At 66.2% G+C, this 18,676-nt stretch carries 20 protein-coding genes and 1 tRNA gene; 7 read left to right on the top strand and 14 right to left on the bottom strand.

Translation table 11 applies throughout. The features are described from left to right. Positions 1-99: 99 nt before the first annotated feature. From rnc to folK, 8 genes are all read right to left on the bottom strand, one after another. A complete protein-coding gene (rnc, locus tag FBZ87_RS06175; protein ID WP_145609457.1) occupies positions 100-819 on the bottom strand; it encodes a ribonuclease III in 720 nt (239 codons plus the stop codon). Between the two features lie 4 nt (positions 820-823). After that, positions 824-1,600, bottom strand: a complete 777-nt coding sequence (gene lepB, locus FBZ87_RS06180; protein ID WP_040845561.1) for a signal peptidase I — start codon at positions 1,598-1,600, stop codon at positions 824-826. Between the two features lie 59 nt (positions 1,601-1,659). Continuing rightward, positions 1,660-2,127, bottom strand: coding sequence for a holo-ACP synthase (gene acpS / locus FBZ87_RS06185; protein ID WP_145609458.1), 468 nt, complete (start codon positions 2,125-2,127; stop codon positions 1,660-1,662). Beyond that, entirely contained in the window at positions 2,127-2,909 is a 783-nt protein-coding gene (locus FBZ87_RS06190; RefSeq protein ID WP_145609459.1) for a pyridoxine 5'-phosphate synthase, read from the bottom strand. Before FBZ87_RS06190 ends, acpS begins: the two co-directional genes overlap by 1 nt. A gap of 1 nt (position 2,910) precedes the next feature. Continuing rightward, positions 2,911-3,468, bottom strand: a complete 558-nt coding sequence (locus FBZ87_RS06195; protein WP_145609460.1) for a DUF2062 domain-containing protein — start codon at positions 3,466-3,468, stop codon at positions 2,911-2,913. Positions 3,469-3,677: 209 nt separating this feature from the next. Next, positions 3,678-5,858: a RelA/SpoT family protein gene (locus FBZ87_RS06200; protein ID WP_145609461.1), complete on the bottom strand. Its 2,181-nt coding sequence runs from the start codon at positions 5,856-5,858 to the stop codon at positions 3,678-3,680. A 135-nt stretch (positions 5,859-5,993) separates the two neighbouring features. Next, positions 5,994-6,377 carry a DNA-directed RNA polymerase subunit omega gene (gene rpoZ, locus FBZ87_RS06205; RefSeq protein WP_145609462.1) on the bottom strand — a complete coding sequence of 128 codons (384 nt, stop codon included), beginning with the start codon at positions 6,375-6,377 and terminating at the stop codon, positions 5,994-5,996. Between the two features lie 169 nt (positions 6,378-6,546). Next, positions 6,547-7,038: a 2-amino-4-hydroxy-6-hydroxymethyldihydropteridine diphosphokinase gene (gene folK / locus FBZ87_RS06210; RefSeq protein WP_186454608.1), complete on the bottom strand. Its 492-nt coding sequence runs from the start codon at positions 7,036-7,038 to the stop codon at positions 6,547-6,549. Positions 7,039-7,310: 272 nt separating this feature from the next. Here folK and FBZ87_RS06215 point away from each other — a divergent pair, with 272 nt between their 5' ends. Further along, a complete protein-coding gene (locus FBZ87_RS06215; protein WP_145609463.1) occupies positions 7,311-7,895 on the top strand; it encodes a LabA-like NYN domain-containing protein in 585 nt (194 codons plus the stop codon). A 41-nt stretch (positions 7,896-7,936) separates the two neighbouring features. Further along, positions 7,937-8,587, top strand: coding sequence for a uracil-DNA glycosylase (locus FBZ87_RS06220; RefSeq protein ID WP_145609464.1), 651 nt, complete (start codon positions 7,937-7,939; stop codon positions 8,585-8,587). A gap of 65 nt (positions 8,588-8,652) precedes the next feature. Here the strand turns inward: FBZ87_RS06220 and smpB are convergent, their stop codons facing one another. Together smpB and dapA are read right to left on the bottom strand one after the other, a co-directional pair. Further along, positions 8,653-9,123, bottom strand: a complete 471-nt coding sequence (gene smpB / locus FBZ87_RS06225) for an SsrA-binding protein SmpB (RefSeq protein ID WP_145609465.1) — start codon at positions 9,121-9,123, stop codon at positions 8,653-8,655. 22 nt (positions 9,124-9,145) lie between these two features. Further along, positions 9,146-10,039 (bottom strand): 4-hydroxy-tetrahydrodipicolinate synthase, encoded by an 894-nt coding sequence (dapA, locus tag FBZ87_RS06230; RefSeq protein ID WP_145609466.1) that lies wholly within the window; start codon positions 10,037-10,039, stop codon positions 9,146-9,148. A gap of 117 nt (positions 10,040-10,156) precedes the next feature. Between dapA and FBZ87_RS06235 the strand changes: the two genes are divergently transcribed. From FBZ87_RS06235 to FBZ87_RS29460, 3 genes are all read left to right on the top strand, one after another. Further along, positions 10,157-12,100 (top strand): lytic transglycosylase domain-containing protein, encoded by a 1,944-nt coding sequence (locus FBZ87_RS06235; protein ID WP_246134263.1) that lies wholly within the window; start codon positions 10,157-10,159, stop codon positions 12,098-12,100. A gap of 135 nt (positions 12,101-12,235) precedes the next feature. After that, positions 12,236-12,493, top strand: coding sequence for a hypothetical protein (locus FBZ87_RS06240; RefSeq protein ID WP_145609467.1), 258 nt, complete (start codon positions 12,236-12,238; stop codon positions 12,491-12,493). Positions 12,494-12,849: 356 nt separating this feature from the next. Continuing rightward, positions 12,850-13,437, top strand: coding sequence for a helix-turn-helix domain-containing protein (locus FBZ87_RS29460; RefSeq protein ID WP_211106858.1), 588 nt, complete (start codon positions 12,850-12,852; stop codon positions 13,435-13,437). Between the two features lie 134 nt (positions 13,438-13,571). Here FBZ87_RS29460 and FBZ87_RS06255 read toward each other — a convergent pair whose 3' ends face one another. Then, the gene (locus FBZ87_RS06255; RefSeq protein WP_186454609.1) at positions 13,572-14,072 is read right to left on the bottom strand and encodes a MarR family winged helix-turn-helix transcriptional regulator; all 501 of its coding nucleotides are present in this window, start codon (positions 14,070-14,072) and stop codon (positions 13,572-13,574) included. A gap of 160 nt (positions 14,073-14,232) precedes the next feature. On the opposite strand from FBZ87_RS06255, the gene FBZ87_RS06260 reads away from it, so the two are divergent. Beyond that, a complete protein-coding gene (locus FBZ87_RS06260; RefSeq protein ID WP_145609468.1) occupies positions 14,233-15,690 on the top strand; it encodes a S41 family peptidase in 1,458 nt (485 codons plus the stop codon). Between the two features lie 9 nt (positions 15,691-15,699). Here FBZ87_RS06260 and FBZ87_RS06265 read toward each other — a convergent pair whose 3' ends face one another. Then, the gene (locus tag FBZ87_RS06265; protein ID WP_145609469.1) at positions 15,700-16,011 is read right to left on the bottom strand and encodes an alkylphosphonate utilization protein; all 312 of its coding nucleotides are present in this window, start codon (positions 16,009-16,011) and stop codon (positions 15,700-15,702) included. 221 nt (positions 16,012-16,232) lie between these two features. Here FBZ87_RS06265 and FBZ87_RS06270 point away from each other — a divergent pair, with 221 nt between their 5' ends. Beyond that, on the top strand, positions 16,233-16,598 hold the full coding sequence (locus tag FBZ87_RS06270; protein ID WP_145609470.1) for a DUF4180 domain-containing protein: 366 nt from the start codon (positions 16,233-16,235) through the stop codon (positions 16,596-16,598). A 101-nt stretch (positions 16,599-16,699) separates the two neighbouring features. Here the strand turns inward: FBZ87_RS06270 and FBZ87_RS06275 are convergent. Further along, positions 16,700-16,791 (bottom strand) — tRNA-Ser (locus FBZ87_RS06275). 209 nt (positions 16,792-17,000) lie between these two features. Continuing rightward, positions 17,001-18,455, bottom strand: coding sequence for an Asp-tRNA(Asn)/Glu-tRNA(Gln) amidotransferase subunit GatB (gatB, locus tag FBZ87_RS06280; RefSeq protein ID WP_145609789.1), 1,455 nt, complete (start codon positions 18,453-18,455; stop codon positions 17,001-17,003). Between the last annotated feature and the right edge of the window lie 221 nt (positions 18,456-18,676).

Here is an 18,676-nt window from a genome sequence, read left to right on the forward strand (position 1 = left end):
GGTATGGAATATCCGCAGGATGCCGCACAACGCGTCGCCGTCAACCGCCTGTCGTCAATCGCCCGCGGTCAATCGTCCACCATCAAACGTCCGGAGGGCTCAGCCCAGCCGCTTCAGCATCTCCAGCGCGGCGGCCTTCTCGGCGGCGCGCTTGGACGGGCCGCTGGCAGCCTCGCTGCCCTTGCCCTGCACGGCCACGCGCACGGTGAACACCGGCTCATGGTCTAGGCCGGTGCGTCCCACCTGCTCATAGACCGGCAGGGGCAGGCCCCGGGCCAGCGCCCATTCCTGCAGGGCGGTCTTGGGTTCCACCGGTGGCAACTCGGCGGCGTCGATGCGGCCGGCCCAGTGCTTGCGAATGAACGCGCCGGCCACCTCCAGGCCGCCGTCCAGGTACAGGGCGCCGATCACCGCCTCGCAGGCGTCTGCCAGGATGGCGGGCTTGGTGCGGCCGCCCGCGTCCGCCTCGCCCGGGGCCAGGCGCAGGTAGCGGCCCAGATCCAAGCTTTCGGCCACGCCCGCCAGCGCTTCAGCCCGCACCAGGGCGGTGTGGCGCTTGGCCAGGCCGCCCTCATTCTCCTCGGGGAAGCGTTCCAGCAGCCACTGGGCGATCACCAGGCCCAGCACCCGGTCACCCAGGAACTCCAGCCGCTCATAATGCCCGGTGGCGGCGCGGGGCCCGCGGCCGATGCCGGCCACGCTGGGGTGGGTCACCGCCTCCAGCAGGTGGCGGGCCTCGGCGAAGGTGTGTCCCAGGGCCTCGGCCAGGGTGGCGATGTCGGCGCCGCCGGTGTCCAGCGGGCCAGCGGACGTGGCCATGGCGTCAGTGCGCCTTGCTGAAGATCTGGCCGAAGCGGATGGACGTCGGCCACTTCCAGAATTCCCAGAAGTGCACGCCCTCCTCCAGCGAGAAGAACTTGAACTGGGCCTTGCCCACCACGTTCTCCAGCGGGACGTAGCCGACGACGTTCAGGACGCGGCTGTCCTGGCTGTTGTCGCGGTTGTCGCCCATGCAGAAGATGTGGCCCTCGGGCACGGTGTAGACGGGTGTGTTGTCCAGCCCGCCGTCATCGCCCATGATCTCGATGATGGTGTGCTTCACGCCGTTGGGCAGGGTCTCGATGTAGCGCGGCACGGCGCTCTGGCGGCCGAACGGCGTCTCCATGGTGTAATCCTCGACCCGCTCACGCTTTACCGGCTCGCCATTGATGTGCAGGATGCCGTCGATCATCTGGATGCGGTCGCCGGGCAGGCCGATCACGCGCTTGATGTAGTCCTGGCTGGTGTCCGTGGGCAGGCGGAAGACCACCACGTCCCCCCGCTCCGGCACGCTGCCGAAGATGCGGCCGTGAAACAGCGGCAGGCCCAGCGGCAGCGAGAAGCGGCTGTAGCCGTAGCTGAACTTGGACACGAAGACGTAGTCGCCGATGAGCAGCGTCGGGATCATGGAGCCCGAGGGGATGTTGAAGGGCTCGAACGCCACGGTCCGCACACCCAGCGCGATGATCAGGGCGTAGATGACCGTCCGCACCACGTCGCCCCAGCTTTCCGCCTGGGGCTGGGGGGCCGCGCGGCTGACGCGATCATTCTGCTGGCTCATGGAACGAAACAACCTCAGTGAGAGTGGGTGGCACCGATCTAGCGGGCCCACCGGGATTTTCAAGCAATACCGTTGGCGGCGTCGCCCGCCGGGGCCGGCGTGGCCGTGATGATGACGAAGGCCTCCGCCATGGGCGGCTCATCCGTCAGCGTCAGATGAATCTGCGCCACCATGCCCGGCGGCGTCATCGCCCGCAACCTCTCCAGGGCGCCGCCGGTGAGACATAGTGTCGGCTGGCCGCTCGGCAGGTTGATGACGCCCATGTCCTTGTGGAACACACCCTGCCGAAAACCCGTTCCCAGCGCCTTGGAACAGGCCTCCTTCGCGGCGTAGCGCTTGGCATAACTGGCGGCGCGGCCGTTGGATTTGGCGCGCCGGTCGGACCTCGCCTGTTCAATGTCGGTAAAGACCCGCTCGACGAAGCGCTGGCCGAAGCGCGCCAGGGTCTTCTCGATGCGGGTGATGTCGATCAGATCGTTGCCGATGCCCAGGATGACACTGCCGGGCTGAAAAGCGCCAAAGGACATTATGGCGCCACAGTGCCGGTAGAATGGGCGCCGGCGGGACGGGCCTGGTCCATCAGCGCCCGCATCTGGCGGATGGCGGCCTCCAACCCGACGAACACCGCCTCGCCCACCAGGAAGTGGCCGATGTTCAGCTCCCGCACCTGCGGCAGCGCCGCGACCGGCATCACGTTGTCGAAGCGCAGGCCGTGGCCCGCATGACATTCCAGGCCGATCTGGCCGGCATGGGCGGCGGCGGCGGTCAGGCGCGCCAATTCGGCCTCAAGCTCGGCGGCGTTCTCGGCATCGGCATAGCGGCCGGTATGCAGCTCGACCACTGGGGCGCCGATACGCTTGGCCGCGTCCAGCTGCGCCCGGTCCGGCGCTATGAACAGCGACACGCGCACGCCGGCGTCGTTCAGGCGGCCGACGATGGGGGCCAGGTGGTCATAGCCGCCCACCACGTCCAGCCCGCCCTCGGTCGTCCGCTCCTGCCGGCGCTCCGGCACCAGGCAGGCGGCGTGCGGGCGGTGGCGCAGCGCGATGGCCAGCATCTCCTCCGTCGCCGCCATCTCCAGGTTCAGGGGCAGCGAGATTTCCGACATCAGCCGGTCGATATCGCTGTCGCGGATGTGGCGGCGGTCTTCGCGCAGATGGGCGGTGATGCCGTCGGCACCGGCATCGGCCGCCAGGTGGGCGGCGCGCAGCACGTCGGGATGCACGCCGCCGCGGGCGTTGCGGATGGTGGCCACGTGGTCGATGTTGACGCCCAGGCGCAAGCGCTGGCTCTGGGTTTCAGACGTCATGTCAGTCTCCGGCCGGCTTGGGCTCATGGCCCAGAACCGGGTGATGATGGCTGGCGGCGATGCGGTGGTGCTTGTAGCGCGCGATCAGGGGGCGCAGCACCAGGAAAACCAGGGGCCAGGTCAGGGCGGCGGACAGGAAGCCGCCGACGGTCATGGGTGCCACCACCTGCCAGGCGCTGTGGCGCAGCACGCTCCACGACAGCTCCATGGGGCCGTGGCCGGGGTGCATGTGCAGGACGAAGCAGCCCAAACGGTAGGTGGCCAGCCAGATGAAGGGCCAGGTCACCGGGTTGCCGAACAGCGTGCCCAGCAGCGAGGCCGCGATGGAACCGCGCAGCAGCCAGGCCAGGCCGATGGACAGGGGGAAGTGCACCCCCATGAAGGGCGTCATGGCCATGGCGACACCACTGGCGAACCCGGCGGAGATGCCATAGGGCGTGCCAGGCACGCGACCGATGCGGTGCATCCAATAGCGACCGGCGCGGCGCCAACCCATACGGGGCCACAAGGTCTGCTTCACGGCTTCGGCGAACGGCCTTTTTTCACGACGGCGGAACATAAGCCTGCTGCCCCTGGGTGAGTCTCTGGGCGATGGGTGTCGGCCCCCCGACAAACTTGCACTGTTCTAGACCTGGGCACGGCGCCACGCCAGCGCCGTATGACCTTCGTCTAGGCCGATCGTGCCGCACGCCCCGCGGACCGATCGGTTCCTCCCCTATGTCTATCCCTAGCACGCCATGCGGCGGCACGACGACTGAGGACACCGCGTCAGCGGCCCCGCGCCCGGTCAACGGAATTGATAACCGGCGTGGCCCGCAGCGCGGCGATGATATTGGTCAGATGTTTCACGTCATGCACGTCGATATCGATCAACATCTCGAAAAAGTCGGTCGTGCGGTGGGTGATCTTCAGATTGGTGATGTTGCCGCCGTTCTTGCCGATCACCGTGGACACGGTGCCCAGGCTGCCCGGCTCGTTCGCCACCACCACGGTGATGCGGCCCACCTTCTCGTCCGCGCCGTCGGCCTCGTTGTCCCAGGAGACGTCGATCCACCGTTCCGGGCTGTCGTGGAAGCTTTCCAGCGTCTCGCAGTCGATGGTGTGGATGGTGACGCCCTTGCCGGTGGTGACGATGCCGACGATGCGGTCACCCGGCAGGGGGTGGCAGCAGCGGGCGTAATGCACGGCCATGCCCGGGATCAGGCCCTTGATGGGCAGCGGGCTGTCCTTGCCCTTGGGCTTGCTGGTCTTGCCGCGGGTCAGCTGGACGATCTTTTCGTCCGGCGTGATCTGCTGCACCACCTTGTGGCCGGGGAAGACGGCGTTGAACACGTCGCGGGCGCCGGCCAGGCCGGCACCAATGGCGGCGATCAGGTCATCGGCGGACTGGTACTGGAAGATCTTGAGAACGCCTTCCAGCGCCTTGTCGGAATAGTCGTAGCCTTCCTGCCGGAAGATCTTCTGCACCATGGCCCGGCCCAGCTCGATATGCTGGGCGCGCTGCTGGGTGCGGATGTAGCGGCGGATGCGGGCGCGGGCCTTGCCCGTGACGACGAAGTTTTCCCAGTCGGGCGACGGCGTCTGTGCCTTGCTGGTGACGACCTCGACCTGGTCGCCGTTCTGCAGCTGGCTGCGCAGCGGCTGGATGCGGCCGTTGATCTTAGCGCCGACGCAGGTGTCGCCGATCTGGCTGTGCACGGCGTAGGCGAAGTCCACCGGCGTGGCGCCGCGCGGCAGCGCGATCAGGTCGCCCTTGGGCGTGAAGCAGAACACCTGGTCCTGGAACAGCTCCAGCTTGGTGTGCTCCAGAAACTCTTCCGGCCGGACCGCATGCTCCAGGATGTCCAGCAGCTCGCGCAGCCAGCGGTATTGCCGCCCCTCGGTCTTGGGCTGGCTGCTGCCGTCGGACTTGTAGGCCCAATGGGCGGCGACACCCAGTTCGGAAACCTCGTGCATCTCGGTGGTGCGGATCTGCACCTCGATGCGCTGGCGCTCCGGGCCGATGACGGTGGTGTGCAGCGAGCGGTAGCCGTTGGGCTTGGGTGTGGAGACGTAGTCCTTGAAGCGCCCCGGCACCACCGGATAGCGGGCGTGGATGACGCCCAGCGCCTGGTAGCACTGCTCGATGGATTCGACGGTGATGCGGAAGGCCATGACGTCGGACAGCTGCTCGAACGTCACGTTCTTGCGCTGCATCTTGCGCCAGATGGAATAGGGCGCCTTGCGCCGGCCCGACACGGTGGCCTGGGGCAGGCCGTTCTCGTGCAGGGTGTCCACCAGTTCGGTGATGATGCGGTCGACGCGGCCCGCACCCTGCTCTTCCAAATCCTGCAGGCGCTTAGTGATGCTGTCGTAGGCGTCCGGGTTCAGTTCCTTGAACGACAGCTCTTCCAGCTGGTCCTTCCAGCGCTGGATGCCGATGCGCTCGGCCAGAGGCGCGTAGATCTCCAGCGTCTCGCGGGCGATGCGCTTGCGCTTTTCCGGCTTGGACAGGTAGTGCAGCGTCTGCATGTTGTGCAGACGGTCGGCCAGCTTCACCAGCAGGACGCGGATGTCTTCCGACATCGCCAGCACCAGCTTGCGGAAGTTCTCCGCCTGCTTGGACTGGTCGCTTTCCAGGTTCTGCAGCTCGATGCGCGACAGCTTGGTCACGCCATCCACCAGGCGCGCGATTTCCGGCCCGAACAGGCGCTGCACCTCTTCCAAGGTGGTCAGCGTGTCCTCGACCGTGTCGTGCAGCAGGGCCGTGATGATGGAGGCGCCGTCCAGCTTCAGCTGGGTCAGCAGCCCCGCCACCTCCAGCGGGTGGGAAAAGTAGGGGTCGCCCGACGCGCGCTTCTGCGACCCGTGCGCCTTCATGGAGAAGACGTAGGCGCGATTGAGCTTGTCCTCGTCCGCATTGGGATCGTAGGAGCGGACCCGCTCAACCAGTTCGTACTGGCGCATCATGGATGCCCTGCCCGGCCCCAGGCCTGTTGCGCGCGGCGATCCGCGGCGAGCGCGGCTTGTCCGTTCAGGGCGCTGTCCATGAAACAATAGCCAAGGGGGACGGGTCGCTTACCCACGGCCTGCCCCACCACCGGCTCAGAGGCCCTCGTCGTCGCCGAGGTCGTCACCCTGCGCCGCATCCTCGGCGGCATCCTCGCCACCCAGGTCGTCATCTTCACCGGCGGCGCCCTGCACGGCCCAAGCCTGCTCACCGGCCATCAGCTCGATGATATCTTCCTCGGGCTCGTCCTGCTCCTGGACGCGCTGGTGCCCCTTGATCAGGGAGTTCTTCAGGCTGTCCAGCACCACCGTCTCGTCCGCGATCTCGCGCAGGGCGACGACCGGGTTCTTGTCGTTGTCGCGATCGACCGACAGCGGCGCACCGGCCGCCACGTCCCGCGCCCGCTGGGCCGCCATCATCACCAGCTCGAACCGGTTCGGAACCTTCAGGACGCAATCTTCAACGGTAACGCGGGCCATACCTTGCTCACTCCAACAACGAAACGGGTGCCGGGAATAGGGGCACTGAACACCATCCCATAGTTATAAGGGCCTGTTTTCGCGGTTGCAAGGAAGGCGACACCCGATCCGCCGCATTCCTGCGTTTCGGTCGTGAAGAACGGCCGGGGGACGGGCCTGCCCCGCCCCTCTAGTCGTCGATGCGCTCCGTCACCTGGCCTGGCGGAAGGTCCGCCACCAGGCTTGCCACGTTCATCCCCGTCACCGGGTGCCGCCACCCGGGCGCCAGGTCGCGCAGCGGCAGCAGCACGAACGCACGCTGGTGCAGGCGGGGATGAGGCAGTACCGGTGCCTCATCCCGAACGTCGTCATGGTAGGCCAGCAGATCCAGGTCCAGCCCCCGCGCCTCGTTCACCTGGCGCCGCACCCGGCCGAACGCGGCCTCCACCCGATGCAGGACGGCCAGCAGCGCCGGGGCGTCCAGGTCCGTTTCCACCCGCACCACGCCATTGACGTACCAGGGCTGGTCGGACGCGGGCACCGGGGCGCTGCGGTACCATGGCGACACCGCCGCCACCGCCACTCCTTCGCCAGCCAGCGCTCGCATAGCCGCAGCAACCACATCGCGCGAGCCGCCGACGCCAGGAACCGACAGGTTCGACCCCACCCCCACCAGAATCATTCACCTCACCCCTACTTCGCCCTTCCGGCGCGCATCGCGCGGGATGACGCCAGCATCTACCCTTAAGGCCTAAATATCGTGCCCGCCCCCGGGGGCGATATCCCCAGAAGGAGGATGCGACTTTAAATACACCGGCTGCGACCATATCTTGCTTGAACGCGTTAACCCATTCACTTTATGTAGACGCTTGTCAGCGCGCTATAAAGACGGCACGCTACTGATAATTGAATCCTCTGCATTACCCTCCCAAATGATATTTAAAGGAATATAAAATGTTGCATTATCCCGAGGAACGGCTCGCCCTCTTCATCGATGGCGCCAATTTATTCGCCGCCGCGCGCGCCCTGAATTTCGATATCGATTATAAGCGTTTGTTGAATTTTTGTGGGAAGCGCGGGCGCCTGATCCGCGCCTTCTATTATACCGCGCTGGTTGAAGATCAGGAATATTCCCCAATTCGCCCGCTGGTCGATTGGCTGGACTATAATGGCTATACCATGGTCACGAAACCGACCAAGGAATATACCGACGCGTCCGGCCGCCGGAAGATCAAGGGCAATATGGACATCGAACTGGCCATCGATGTCATGGAGATGGCGCAGCATTTGGACCACATCATGCTGTTCTCCGGCGATGGCGACTTCCGCCGCTTGGTGGAGGCGGTGCAGCGCAAGGGCGTGCGCGTCTCGGTGATCAGCACCGTGCGCTCCACCCCGCCCATGATCGCCGACGAGTTGCGCCGCCAGGCCGACAACTTCATCGAGCTGATGGATCTGGCACCCGACATCGCCCGCGCCCATGCCCCTCGCCCGGCGGTGGAGCATGCCCAGAATCTCGACACCACGCCGGTGGAGTGATATCCGGCGCCCACACGACACGTAACGGGCGCCCTTATCCCATGACCCAGAACCTGACGCCGCCGGGGCATGACTGCCCCTTATGCCCCCGGTTGGTGGATTATCGCCTGCGCAACCGCGCGGCCTTCCCTGACAAATTCAACGGGCCGGTGCCGTCCTTCGGCGGCCTGGACGCCCGCCTGCTGGTGGTGGGCCTGGCCCCCGGGCTGCGCGGCGCCAACTTCACCGGCCGTCCTTTCACCGGCGACTACGCCGGCGACCTGCTGTACGCCACCCTGCTGAAGTTCGGCTTCGCCACGGGCCAGTATCTGGAGCGGCCGGATGACGGCCTGACCCTGATCGACGCGCGCATCACCAACGCGGTCCGCTGCGTCCCGCCCGAGAACAAGCCCACGCCGGAAGAATCGCACACCTGCCGCCCCTTCCTGGTGGCGGAACTGGAAGCGATGACCAGGCTCAAGGCCGTGGTGGCCCTGGGCTCCGTCTCCCACACCAGCGTCATCCGTACCTTCGGCCTGCGCCAGGCGGCCCATCCCTTCGGCCACGGCGCCCGGCACGACCTGGGCGGCGGAGTGACGCTGTTCGACAGCTACCACTGCTCCCGCTACAACACCAACACCGGCCGCCTGACCGACACCATGTTCGAGGACGTGTTCAAGGCCGTGCGCCAGTACCTGGACGCATCGGAATAAAGCCCACCCAGACAAAAGGCCGGAGCGAACGCCCCGGCCTTTTGCATCTCTGGGCGGCCTTGCTGTCAGCCCTTGGCCCGCATCAGGCGCGCCTTGTCGCGCTGCCAGTCGCGTTCCTTCTCCGCCTCGCGCTTGTCGCCCTTCTTCTTGCCCTTGGCCACGCCGATCTCGACCTTGGCGTAGCCGCGGTCATTGAAATAGATCGACAGCGGAATCAGGGTGACGCCGTCGCGGCGAATGGAGGCGAACAGCTTGTCCATCTCGCGGCGGCGGACCAGCAGCTTGCGCGCCCGTTTGGGCTCATGCTGGAAGAAGCGGCCGGCCAGCTGGTACTCCGGGAAATGGGCGTTGATCAGGTACAACTCCCCATCCCGCTCGCCGGCGTAGGACTCGGCGATGCTGACCCGGCCGGCGCGAAGCGACTTCACCTCCGTCCCGGTCAGCATGATGCCAGCCTCGATCGTTTCGGTGATGAAATAATCAAAGCGGGCGCGCCGGTTCTGCGCGGCGTATTTATGTTCGTCGGCGCGTGCCATGGCGGCTATCCGGCCCTTTCCCTCAGCTCAGCAGGCCAGCGTGGACCAGGGCTGCGCGCACCAGCTCCTGAGTCGCCGACGTGGTTTCCACCAGCGGCAGGCGCAGTTCCGGACGGCACAGGCCCAGCAGGCTGGCGGCGTACTTTACCGGCGCCGGGCTGGTCTCCACGAACATGGCGTGGTGCAGCGGCATCAGCAGGTCGCGGATGCGGGCCATCTCCGCCAGGTCGCCGCGCACCCAGGCGTTCTGCATCTCGGCGCACAGGCGCGGCGCCACGTTGGCCGTGACGGAGATGCACCCCACCCCGCCCTGCGCCAGGAAGGCCGTGGCAGTGGCATCCTCGCCCGACAGCTGGATGAAGTCGGCGCCGACTTCGAGCCGTGTGCGCAACGGCCGCACCAAATCGGCGGTGGCGTCCTTCACCCCAACGATGTTAGGCAACGCCGCGAGACGGGCCATGGTGGCGATCGACATGTCGATCACGCTGCGGCCGGGGATGTTATAAATGATGATGGGCAGGTCGGCCGCATCATGGATGGCTTTGAAATGCTGGTAGAGACCTTCTTGCGTCGGCTTGTTGTAGTAGGGCGTCACCACCAGGGCGGCGTCGGCGCCCACGGCCTTGGCGTGCTTGGTAAGGCTGATGGCCTCCGCCGTGGAGTTGCTGCCGGTGCCGGCGACCACGGGGACGCGGCGGTCGGCCACCTCGACGCACAGTTCGACCAGGCGGCGGTGTTCCTCATGGCTCAGCGTCGGCGACTCGCCGGTGGTGCCGCAGGGGACCAGCCCGTGCGTGCCCTCTTTCACCTGCCAGTCCACCAGGGCCTGGAAGGCGCGCTCGTCCACTTTGCCGTCGGCGAACGGCGTGATCAGGGCGACGAGGGAACCGGCGAGGGCGGGCGTGGCGGTGGTCATCTCTGCAATCTCCGTGGGCATTCGACCCGAAAGGCGCGAACCTTAGCGGCCCCGCACCTAGGTGACAAGCGACGAGAAAAGGCCCCCTGGCCCCCGTTCCGGCGAGGGCTGGCCGCCTTGATCCTGCCGCTTTCCCTGCTGTGTGCGCCGATGGCGGCCATGGCCCAGTCCTCCAGCGATATCAGCACCTACCGCGCCGCCTTCAAGGCAGCGGACAGGGGCAAGTGGGCCGACGCCCACAAGCTGGCCGAACGCGGGCATGACCCGCTGGCCGACAAGGTCCTGACCTGGATGGATCTCGGCCGCGCCGACACCGACGCCAGCTTCCAGGAGCTGGCAGACTTCATCGACAAGAATCCGGATTGGCCCGGCCTGGCGGCCCTGCGGCGCAACGCCGAAATTCGCATGCCCAATTTCGGCGACACGCCGACGCGCGACTGGTTCGACAAGCACCCGCCCCTGACCACCGCCGGCTTCATGCGTTACGCCGACAGCCTGCTGAACCTGGGCGACAGCGAGAAGGCCATCGGTCTGATTCGCGACCGCTACATCAAGGGCAACTTCGGCGTGGTGGACGAGCGGACGTTCCGCACCAAGTACGTGGCCATCCTGCGCCCCGCCGACCATTGGGCCCGCCTGGACCGCCTGCTGTGGGAGAACGACGAAGAGGACGCGCGGCGCATGCTGCCCATCGTCGACCCCGGCCACCAGGCCGTGGCGCTGGCCCGCCTGGCCATGGCCGACTTGGACCCGGGCGTGGAACGCCTGCTGCAGCAGGTGCCCGCGCCGTTGATGAGCGAGCCCGGCATCACCTATGAGCGGCTGCGCTGGCGCCGGCGCAAGGAGATGGACGCCGGCGCGCTGGAGATCGTTGAGAACCTGCCCAAGGATGCGGGGAAGGAACTGGGCCATCCCGAGGCCTGGTGGACGGAACGGCACATCCTGGCGCGCCACCTGATGGACCAGGGGCAGATGCAGCGCGCCTACCGCCTGGCGGCCAACCACGGCGTGACCGATGGCCTTGGCTTCATCCAGGCGGAATTCCTGGCCGGCTGGCTGTCGCTGCAGTTCCTGAACAAGCCGGAACAGGCGCTGGAGCATTTCACCCGGCTGTACGAGGGCGTGTCCTCCCCCGTCGGTCAGTCGCGCGGTGCCTATTGGGCCGGCCGCGCCTGTGAGAAGCTGGGCAACCCGGAGCGCGCCCGCCAGTGGTATGAACTGGGGGCCCGCTACGGCAGCACCTTCTACGGCATGATGGCCCAGGAGAAGCTGGGCCAGGCGGAGGCCATCCCCATCGCCCCCACGCCCTCCGCCGACGCCCGCGCCAAGTTCGAAAAGAACGAGCTGGCGCGCGCCGCCCGCCTGCTGGACAAGGTTCTGACCGAGGACGACGACCGTGTGGACCTGTTCCTGCGCAAGCTGTCACAGGATGCCAAGACGCCGGACGACTTCGTGCTGGTGGCCAAGGCGGCGCTGGAAATGCACCGCCGCGACCTGGGTGTGGGTATCAGCCGGCTGTCGCTGAACAAGGGCATCGTGCTGGCCGACGCGGGCTATCCCATCGTCTCCAGCCACCTGCCGGCCCAGCCAGATCCGGCGCTGATCCATGCCCTCATCCGCCAGGAAAGCAGCTTCAAGGTGGACGCGGCCAGCGGCGCCGGCGCCCTGGGCCTGATGCAGCTGATGCCGCCCACGGCGCAGCAACTTGCCAAGCGCGAGGGCATGAAATACACGGTCGCCAAGCTGACCCACGACCCCGACTTCAACATCCGCGTGGGCAGCGTCTTCGTGCAGGATCTGCTGGACCGCTTCGGCGGCTCCTACATCCTGGCCATCGCCGCGTACAACGCCGGCCCCGGCCGGGTGGCCAACTGGCTGCGCGACTATGGCGACCCACGCATCGAGGCGGTGGATCCGGTGGACTGGATCGAGACGCTGCCCTTCTACGAGACGCGCAACTATGTCCAGCGCGTGCTGGAGAACCTGCACGTCTACCGTATCCGCATGGGGGGCCGCCAAATGCCCATGACCACCGATTTGAAGCGGGGCACGGCCGGTTAATGGCCAATCGGCAACACTATTTTGGTTAATTCGCGCAAAAGGTTAGGGGGAAAACCCTCAGACCCAATGTTAACTTGCGATTAATAACGAACGCCATATCCTACCCGGGTAAACAGTTCCCGATAGGTATGTGCCATGGCCTCTGTTCCCCTGGCTCCTCAGCCGCTTCCCGCCGCCCTGCTGCGGGCAGCCGTCATTCATCATCGTCTGGTCGACGCCTTCATTCAGCTGACGCGGACTGAACTGGCGCGTCAGCGCGATGATTACGCCCGCGACAGCCTCAATGAATTGCTGGACGTGCTGAAGGCCCAGCTCGCCGTTTACGGACCGGACGCCGTAATCCCCCCGCCGGCAGGGACGCCGACGGGGATGGAGCCAGCCAATCTGCCCTAAGCTACGTGATTAGGAGGTGCCGGGCCTCGGCACCCACGGAAGAGTGGCGCGAGTCGGCGCGCATACCCGTCCGCGCCTGAACTTTTCAGCCGTGAAACCCCCGAGATCACTGCCGTCCGCCGGTATCCGAGATTGTTACGGGGACTGAAAAGATGAATACTATTGTATTCTCTCAGCTAAACAGCTTTAAAGAAGGAAACAGCGGGGAAAGGTTGAGTGTGGGGAGACAATGCCAGTTGTCAGCGCCAAGGCGCCTCCATACTCTCGCCCCAATTCAGGCTTCCTACCTTAGTAGGTTATGCTGTCGTCCCATCCGATGATCTCAGATGGCGCGTCATCGACTTGGAGTAGTGCCCATGCCCCGTAGGACTAAGAACACGGTTGTTGCCGAACTTGAAGGCAAAATTGAGAACCACGTCGCCAGCCGCATCCGTTTGCGCCGCGGTCTTCTGGGGATGAGCCAGTCGGATCTGGCCCGCGCCTTAGGCATCACCTTCCAGCAGGTGCAGAAATATGAGCGGGGCTCCAACCGCGTCTCGGTAGGCAAGCTGTATCGCCTGGCCGAAATCCTGGACGTGCCGCTGACCTTCTTCTTCGACGACCTGGAGAGTGGCGCCGACCGCCCCGCCCCCACCAGCTTCAGCGCACCGGATGAGGGCTCGCCGCTGCTGTCGCGCCGCGACCTAGACCTGCTGCGCGCTTGGCGCAACGCGCCGGCGGACATCGCCGACTGCGTCGCCGGCCTGCTGCGCGCCGTGTCGCATGACGATGACGGGGCCGAAACCGCCCCGGTCGCCCCTTCCACCGCCGCCTCCAGCGAGGAAGACGCCGGCGGCGACGCCAAGCCCGCCCGCCGGCGCCGCGGCGCCGTCTGGGACCCCGCCGACATGTATAAAGCGGCCAAGGCGCCCAAGCGCGGCAAGTCGGCTCCCACGCCCCCGTAAGGCGCCAGCACACGATCCCTTCATGGGGACGGCTTCAGGTCGAAGACGGGCGCGGCGGGCAACTGCCGCGCCCGTTTCGTCTCAATTCAGGCAATTGGACATGATCGACTTCAATACAGCTTGATCAAAGCCGCCTAACCCTTCCCTCCTTGCGGCCCATCCATTGCCCGGCGTATCCGCTCGTAAAGCGAGGTGCGCGCCAGGGCGGCGTCCAGGCTGTCGAGCATCGACATCACGTCCGCCACCTCGGCGTTGAGTTCCACCGCGACCACGTCCATCGCCGCCCAGACGGGCGCCAGTTGGCGGTACAGCGCCCGCCCCTGGTCGGACAGGTCAAGCCGCCGGCTGCGCGCGTCGCGGGGGTCCGATTGCGCCTGGATGAGGCCCGCCACCTCCAGGGAGCGGCGCGTCTGGCTGACGGACGGCTGGGTGATGCCCAGGGCCCGCGCCAGTTCCGCCACCGACGCCGGCCCCTGCTCGGCCAGGTGTTCCATCACCCCCCACCACCGCTGTTCGAACACGACCCCCAGGTCGGCGTAAACCCGGCCGGCGTCCTGGTCCATGCGTTCAACCAGGCGGCGCAGGCGGCCGCCGATGGCCAGGGGGCCGCGCTTGCGGGTGTGATCCGTTGCCATCGGTTCCTCGCACTTGTATTTACATAGGCGCCTAACTAATATCAACGCCATCCGGGATTGCATATCACCTGGATGCGAAAACAGCGAAGGGGGGATCATGCGACACGCTTCCGGCATGCCGATGGGGCGCCGTGTTCGGGCCTTGGCGCTTCTTTGTGTCTTGACCTCGGGCGTCCTGGCGCTCGTCCCTCTCCCGGCAACCGCGCAGTCCGCCGCCCAGGCCAATTATTCCCCCGACCAGGTGCTGACGGACCTGGACATGCTGTATCAGCGGTTGAAGGCCGACGCCTTCGACCTCTACGCCTTCACCCCTGAAGCGGAGATGGACAGCCTCCACCAGACGCTGCGGGCGGGGATCACGGGGCCTATGACGCGCACCGAGGTCGAGGCGCGCTTCCAACGCCTCGCGGCAATGGCCCACCAGGGGCATGCGCGGGTCGAGGGCGTCTACGGCGCCTGGGCGGCCTACCGGAAGGCAGGGGGACGCGCGTTTCCCTTCATGGTCCGCATCCGCGATGGCCGCCTCCATATCGCCGCCAACCTCAGCGACGTTCCACATCTGCCCCGGGGCGCCGAGATCCTGGCCATCGACGGGGTGCCGGCGGCACGCTGGCTGGAGCGCACGCGCGCTCATATCTCGGCCGAGACAACGGCGCTGGCGGACAGCATCCTGGAATATGATTTCCCCATGTGCCTCTGGGTGGAGGCCGGCGCCCGGTCCGGTTTCATGGTCCGCGTGAAGGCGGCCGACGGCGGCGCGTTCGACACTGAGGTCGCCGCGCGAACGGCATCGGAAATCGCGGCGGCTGCCAGCCGGCAGCCGCCGCGCCTGGACCTGGAGCATCCCCTGCGGGACGCCCGAATCCTGGCCAATGGCGTCGGCTATCTGCGCCCCGGCCCGTTTTACAATGAGGCCGCCAAGACCGGCGCGGACGAGTGGGATGTGACAGCGTTCCGGACGTTCATCAACAACGCCTTCGGCATGTTCGCGGCCAAGGACGTGCACCGTCTGATCATCGACCTTCGCGGCAATCCCGGCGGCGACAGCCTGTTCAGCGACGTCATGGTCTCCTGGATCGCCGACCGGCCCTATCGCTTCTTTTCATCGTTCAAGATACGGGTCAGCGCCGACGCCGTCACGGCGAACCAGGACCGCATCCTGCACGACGCGGTCGCGGCCGGCCCCATCTCCCGCCGCTTCGCCGACTTGTATGCCACTGCCCATCCCGGCGCCGTCGTGGACTTCACCCTTCCGGAAACGCAGCCCAATCCGGGCGGACGGTTCCAGGGCACGGTGTACGCCCTGATTGATCGGCACACCTATTCCAACGGGGTGGCCGTTGCCGCCACCATCCAGGACTATGGGTTCGGCAAGGTCCTGGGGGAGGCGACCACCGACATGGCGACCGCCTATGGCGCTATGGAACGGTTCACACTGCCCATCACGAGCATCACCGTGGGCTTTCCCAAGGCGCACATCGTGCGGCCCAACGGCGACACGCGGCCCCGGGGGGTGACGCCAGACATCGCCATCCCGGCGCCTTTGATCGAAACGCCCGACGACGCCATGCTTCAGCGCGCGGCAGAGATCGCCGCCACGGACCCAGCCCTGCACTGAAAGTCCGGCTCAACCCTTCTTCACGAACTCCGCCCGCAGCACGAGGCCCTTGATGGTGTCGTGGCGGCAGTCGATCTCCTGCGCGTCGCCGGTCAGGCGGATGGAACGGATGACCGTGCCGCGCTTCAGCACCTGGTTGGCGCCCTTGACCTTCAGGTCCTTGATCAGGGTGACGCTGTCGCCGTCGGCCAGCAGGTTGCCCACGGAATCCCGCACCTCGACTGTACTGGCAGCCGCCGCGTTGGCCGCCGCTTGGCTGGCCGGGATCCATTCGCCGCTGGCCTCGTCATAGACGAACTCTTCATCGGACGAACTATTCATCGGGAACCTCAATCTCTGGGTATGAGCCACCGTCGCCCGGTGACGCCGAGATGGCGCGGGCGCGGTAGCGTGGGTGTGCCTATCATTGGGCCGGTGGATCGGGGCGCCGGCACGCCGCCGCCGGGAAGGTAGCGGACAGACCGGCAGCCGTCACGCCTGAAAGCCCCGGCGGTGCTACACTGGCCGCACAACGGCATTGCTTCATTCGGGAGCCTCACCTCATGACCGACCTTCCCCAGGATCTCCAGGGCACGCGGGTGCTGGTCTGCGCGGCGGAGGGGCCGCTGCTGACCGGCGACCAGGACGCCGTGCCCCTGATCGGCCTGGCGTGGGAGCATGGTGCCCGGTTGGTGGCCATCCCCCTCAGCCGCTTGGGCGCCGGCTTCCTGACGCTGGCTACGGGCCAGGCGGGGGCCGTCATCCAGAAGTTCGCCACCTACCAGTTGCGCCCCGTCATCGTGGGCGACGTCAGCGCCTGGATGGCCAGCAGCGGGGCCCTGCGAGATTTCATCTATGAGGCCAACCGGGGCCAAGTCGTATGGTTCGTGGACGATCTGGCGGCCCTGGAACGGCGGCTGGCGCCTTGAATGGCCGGCATCGTCACGCGGCCGGAACCAGAAACGACAAAGCCGCCCCAAGGGGCGGCTTGTCCGTTCACTTAGCCCATGATGTGGCTTGCGCTAAATGATGGCGGAGGGGATGGGATTCGAACCCACGGTACCAGTTTCCCGGTACGACGGTTTAGCAAACCGTTGCCTTCAGCCACTCGGCCACCCCTCCGTCCACCGACTGTCGTCGGCGGTTCGCGTATGTACTCGGGCGGCGGCCCCCTTGTCAACGATAACGGTGAGGAAAAATCGCGGGAAAATGAAAAGGGGGACCAACCGGCCCCCCTGCCCACGCCCCACCCAGGATGTCCCCGGTGCGGCACCCTTTTTTTCCTGCCGGACCAAGGCGCAAGGGCCCGGCCCTCACCTTAAGCCTGCGCTTCAGCCCTTCAGCTTGGCGGTCAGGATCTCGTTCACCAGGGCGGGATTCGCCTTGCCCTGGGTGGCCTTCATGACCTGGCCGACGAAGAAGCCGAACAGCTTGTCCTTGCCGCTGCGGAACTCCGCCACCTTGTCGGCGTTGGCCGCCATCACGGCCGCGATGGCCTGGTCGATGGCGCCCGTGTCGGTCACCTGGCGCAGTCCCTTCTCCTCCACGATCTGGGCGGCGGGCTTGCCCGTCTCCAGCATGTCGGCGAACACCTCCTTGGCGATGCGGCCGGAGATGGTGTTGTCCGCGATCAGGTCGATCAGGCCGCCCAGCGCCGCGGCGTTGATGGGCGAGCTGTCGATATCGGCGCCCGTCTTGTTCAGGGCGCCCAGCAGATCGCCGATGACGAAGTTGGCCGCCATCTTGGGATCGCGCCCCCGGGCCACCTCTTCATAGAAGTCGGCGCGCGACCGTTCGGCCACCAGCACCCCGGCGTCATAGACCGGCAGCTTGTAGTCGGCCATGAAACGGGCCTTCTTCTCATCCGGCAGTTCCGGCAGGGTGCGCTTGATCTCCTCGACCCAGGCGGCGTCCAGTTCCAGCGGCAGCAGATCCGGATCGGGGAAGTAACGGTAGTCGTGCGCCTCCTCCTTGGAGCGCATGGACCGCGTCTCACCCTTGTTCGGGTCCCATAGGCGGGTTTCCTGCACCACCACGCCGCCGTCCTCGATCAGCGCCACCTGACGCTGGGCCTCATACTCGATGGCCTGCTGGACATAACGGATGGAGTTGACGTTCTTCGTCTCCGTCCGGGTGCCATACTTCTCACCCGGCTTGCGCACCGACACGTTGATGTCGCAGCGCATGGAGCCTTCCTCCATGTTGCCGTCGCAGGTGCCGAGATAGCGCAGGATGGTGCGCAGCTTGCGCAGGTAGGCGGCGGCCTCCTCCGGTGTGCGCATGTCGGGTTCCGACACGATTTCCATCAGGGCCACACCCGACCGGTTCAGGTCGATGTAGGTCTTGGTCGGGTTCTGGTCGTGCAGGCTCTTGCCCGCGTCCATCTCCAGGTGCAGGCGGGTAATGCCCACCTCGCGGGTGGAGCCGTCCGCCAGATCCAGCACGATGGTGCCATGGCCGACGATGGGCTGCTGGAACTGGCTGATCTGGTAGCCGGAGGGCAGGTCGGCATAGAAATAGTTCTTGCGGTCGAAGACCGAGCGCAGATTGATCTGCGCCTTCAGACCCAGGCCCGTGCGCACCGCCTGCTCCACGCAGACCTCGTTGATCACCGGCAGCATGCCGGGAAAGCCCGCGTCCACGAAGCTGACTTGGCTATTGGGCGCGGCGCCGAAGGCGGTCGCCGCCCCGCTGAACAACTTGGCATTTGAGACGACCTGGGCATGGACCTCCAGCCCGATCACCACTTCCCATTCGCCCGTCTCGCCTGCAATCCGATAAGCCATCGTCTTCGCCATCAAGTCCAATCATGGAGTGAGGGGTTTTCATGGCCGGAATCGCGTGAAAACGCAACCGGCTTGGGCGCCGGTGCAGCCCGGCGCCCATCAGGGCCGCTGCCGCCCCCGCGACGGGTTACCCACTAAAAGTTGAAGTTTGAGAACCATTATTTTATTTTCAATGGTGAAATAAGCATGGAAATTCAGCGCGGAAATTAAGACATCATCAA

The sequence above is a fragment of the Nitrospirillum amazonense genome, assembly GCF_007828035.1.
GTDB classification, from domain to species: Bacteria; Pseudomonadota; Alphaproteobacteria; order Azospirillales; family Azospirillaceae; genus Nitrospirillum; species Nitrospirillum amazonense.